The sequence below is a fragment of the Streptomyces sp. 13-12-16 genome, assembly GCF_002114215.1.
Lineage (GTDB): Bacteria > Actinomycetota > Actinomycetes > Streptomycetales > Streptomycetaceae > Streptomyces.
In genome coordinates this window covers 1-3,620 of record NZ_NCTE01001061.1, presented here as the reverse complement: position 1 = coordinate 3,620, position 3,620 = coordinate 1, and the positions used below count along the sequence as shown (strand labels likewise).

3 protein-coding genes and 1 pseudogene are annotated in these 3,620 nt (G+C 69.3%); 3 read left to right on the top strand and 1 reads right to left on the bottom strand.

Features of this window, described 5'->3' with window-relative positions; translation table 11 throughout:
- The coding region (locus B7767_RS35115) for a LacI family DNA-binding transcriptional regulator (protein WP_085575611.1) at positions 1–784 on the bottom strand (784 nt) is incomplete at its 3' end.
- Positions 785–1,086: 302 nt separating this feature from the next.
- On the opposite strand from B7767_RS35115, the gene B7767_RS35110 reads away from it, so the two are divergent.
- The 3 genes and pseudogenes from B7767_RS35110 to B7767_RS49180 all read left to right on the top strand — a co-directional run.
- Positions 1,087–2,394 carry an ABC transporter substrate-binding protein gene (locus B7767_RS35110; protein ID WP_085575610.1) on the top strand — a complete coding sequence of 436 codons (1,308 nt, stop codon included), beginning with the start codon at positions 1,087–1,089 and terminating at the stop codon, positions 2,392–2,394.
- A 93-nt stretch (positions 2,395–2,487) separates the two neighbouring features.
- Positions 2,488–3,483, top strand: coding sequence for a carbohydrate ABC transporter permease (locus tag B7767_RS35105; protein WP_085575609.1), 996 nt, complete (start codon positions 2,488–2,490; stop codon positions 3,481–3,483).
- Positions 3,484–3,495: 12 nt separating this feature from the next.
- Positions 3,496–3,620 (top strand): annotated as a pseudogene (locus B7767_RS49180) (carbohydrate ABC transporter permease); the annotation flags it as partial.

The following is a 3,620-nucleotide window of genomic DNA, read 5'->3' as shown; positions in this document are numbered from 1 at the left end:
GGGCGCCGACCGCCATGAGGTCGGAGGCGGCGAAGACGGCGTCCAGATCCGGGGCGCGTTCAAGTAGCGAACACATGGCCCGGCGGGCGCCCTCCTCCGTGAAGTCGCCCTCCTCGACCAGGAGTTCGTCCGTGGGAACCCCCGCCTCCCGGTGCGCGGTGTGCCAGCCGGCGAGCCGGCTGCGGCCGACGTCCATGTCCAGCGGGCCGGTGATCGTGGCGATCCGGGTCCTGCCGCGGTGCAGCAGGTGCCGTACCGCCGCGGTGGCGCCCCCGGCGTTGTCGGAGTCGACGTAGCTCAGCCGTTCGCCCGCGTCGCGGCGGCCGGCCAGCACGGTCGGCAGGCCCATCTCCTCCAGCATGCCCGGCAGCCGGTCGTCGGCGTGCACGGAGACCAGCAGGACGCCGTCCACGCGGTGTGTCGCCACCGTCTCGGTGAGCTGGTCCCGTTCGGCCTGGTCGCGGACGAGCATGAGCTGAAGCTGGGTCCGGCTCTCCGCGAGGGCGCCGCTGACGCCGCGGATCAGCGCGGCGAAGAACGGTTCCGAACCGAGCCGGCTCTCCGACTCCGGGATCACCAGGGCCACCGCGTTGGTGCGGTTGGTCACCAGGCCGCGGGCGACCGAGTTGGGAACGTAGTTCAGCTCCTTGATCGCGGCCAGCACCCTCGCACGGGCGTCGGCACTGACCAGGTCCGAACCGTTGACGACGCGGGAGACCGTGGTGCGGCCCACGCCTGCGCGGGCCGCGACCGTTTTGATGGTCGGACGGCGGTTGCCGCTCATGTGCTCCCCCCTGGGCGGCCGCGGCGGCGGTGCCTGCCGCGGAGATGACCTGCGGCAATTCTTGCAGACGCCGCCGTCGGCCCAGCACCCCCGGGGGGTGGGAGGGCGGACGCGGAGCCCGGTACGGAACGACGAGTTGGTTTCAAGTTATTGACAGACCTGTCCATCAGCCATGAGTCTTCGTTGCGCGGTGGGAACGTGCCCACCCCGGAATGGGTACGTTCCCATCCCTATCAGAGCCGCTGTAGTCATCGCAGAACTTGTCACTCCGGTGTGTCAGCGCCGTCGCTAGGAGGAGATCCATGGGCACTTACGGTTCATTGCGCAGGAAGGCGGTGGCGTCGGCCGCGGCCGTCGGCGCGCTGGCACTCGTCGTCGGCTGCGGCGGCAGCGACGACTCGGTCACCGGCGGTGGCAAGAAGGACGGCAAGGTCACCATCACCATGGGCCTGTTCGGCGTGATGGGCCTCAAGGAGACCGGCCTCCTCGAGCAGTACGAGAAGGAGAACCCCGAGGTCGACATCAAGGCCGAGGTCGCCGGTGACGAGCAGACGTACTACCCCGCGCTGCAGACCAGGCTCGCCGCCGGCAAGGGCCTGAAGGACATCCAGGGCATCGAGATCGGCCGGGCCAAGGAGATCACCGAGACCCAGGCGGACAAGTTCGCGGACTTCGCCGGCATGGCGGGCACCGACCACTTCCTGCCCTGGAAGCAGTCCCAGATCAGCACCGCGGACGGCAAGGTGCTGGGCCTGGGCACCGACATCGGCCCGATGGCCGTCTGTTACCGCAAGGACTACTTCGAGCAGGCCGGCCTGCCCACCGACCGCGAAGAGGTCGGCAAGCTGTGGGAGGGCGACTGGAAGAAGTACGTCGAGGTCGGCCGCACCTTCAAGAAGGACTTCAAGGGCGACAAGGTCGCGTTCACGGACTCGGCCAGCGGCCTGTTCAACGCCATGGTCTACGGCCACTCCGAGCAGTACTACGACGAGAAGGGTGAGTTGATCTACGACAAGAACCCGGCCGTCAAGGACGCCTGGGAACTCGCCTCCGACACCGCGGAGGAGGGGCTGACCGCCAAGCTCCGCCAGTTCCAGCCGGGCTGGGACCCGGGCCTGTCCAACGGCACGTTCGCGACCGCCGTGTGCCCGGCCTGGATGCTGAGCCACATCAGCGAGAAGGCCGGTGAGGCCAACAAGGGCAAGTGGGACGTCGCCCGGGCGCCCAAGGGCGCCAACTGGGGCGGGTCCTTCCTCGGGGTGATCGAGCAGAGCCCGGTGAAGGAGGAGGCCATGAAGCTCGTCGCCTGGCTGACCGCGCCGGAGCAGCAGGCCCACATCTTCAAGGAGATCGGCAACATCCCGTCCTCCGAGAAGGCGCTCCAGACCGACGACGTGAAGAACGCCACGTCGGAGTACTTCGACAACGCGCCGATCGGCCAGATCTTCGGTGCCGCCGCGCAGGAGATCCCGGACAAGCAGGTCCTCGGCCGCAAGGACGGCACGATCAAGGACACCATCTCCCAGGGGCTGGCCCTGGTCGAGCAGGGCACCAAGCGTGACGAGGCGTGGAAGACCACCACGGAGCGCATCGAGAAGGCGGTCGGCTGACCGACGCCTCCCGCGGTCGCCCGGGCCCGCTCGGCATCCCGCCGACGGGCCCGGGCCCCGGCTCACACATCCGCTCTCAGGAAGGAAAGTCCGGTGGCCACCTCCACCACCAAGGCCCTGACCGGCGAGGAGCCGCCGGCCCCGCCCGGCACCTCGGGCGGCGGGAAGCCCGCCCGACGGCGCAGCGCGCTGCTGCACCGGCTGGACGTCAAGGGCGCGCCGTTCGCGTTCGTCGCCCCCTTCTTCGTCGTCTTCGCCGCGTTCAGCTTCTACCCCCTCGTCTACACCTCGTGGATCTCCCTGCACGACGTGGAGCTGGCCACCCTCGACGTCATGGAGTGGGTGGCGTTCGACAACTACGTCGAACTCTGGAGCGACTCGCGGTTCTGGAACGCGCTGCAGAACACCATCACCATCGGCGTCATCTCCACGGTGCCGCAGCTGATGATGGCGCTCGGCCTGGCGCACCTGCTCAACTACCGGATGCGCGCCTCGCTGTTCTTCCGCGTCGCCTCGCTGGTTCCGTACGCCACCTCGGTCGCCGCCGCCGCGCTGGTCTTCACCATGATCTTCGAGCGCGACTTCGGCATGATCAACTGGGCGCTCGGCTCGGTCGGCATCGACCCGGTGGACTGGGAGGCCGACAAGTGGCCCGCCCAGGTGGCGATCTCCACCATCGTCATCTGGCGCTGGACCGGCTACAACGCGCTGCTCTACCTGGCCGCCATGCAGGCCATCCCGGCCGAGCGGTACGAGGCCGCGTCCATCGACGGGGCGTCCCGGTGGAAGCAGTTCACCCACGTCACCGTCCCCGGCATCCGCTCCACCATCGTCTTCACCATCGTCCTCTCCACCATCGGCGCCACCCAGCTGTTCGGTGAACCGCTGATCTTCGGCCAGGGCCCCAACGGCGTCACCGGCGGCGCCGACAACCAGTACCAGACGCTGGGCCTGCTGCTGTACGAGGAGGGCTGGAAGAACTACCAGATGGGCCGCTCGGCGACCGTCGCCTGGGCGATGTTCATGCTGCTCGTCCTCGCCTTCGCGGCGCAGCGCCTGATCAAGCGCCTGCGTTCCCGCACGTCCTGACCTGGAGTCACCATGACCACCAACAGCCTCCCGGTCCGGACGGAGCCCCCGGTCCGGACCCCCGTCGAGAAGCCGGCCGGCCGCGGCGGCCGCCGCCGGCTGCTGCGCCAGGGCGCCGGCCGCCAGCACCACGCCGG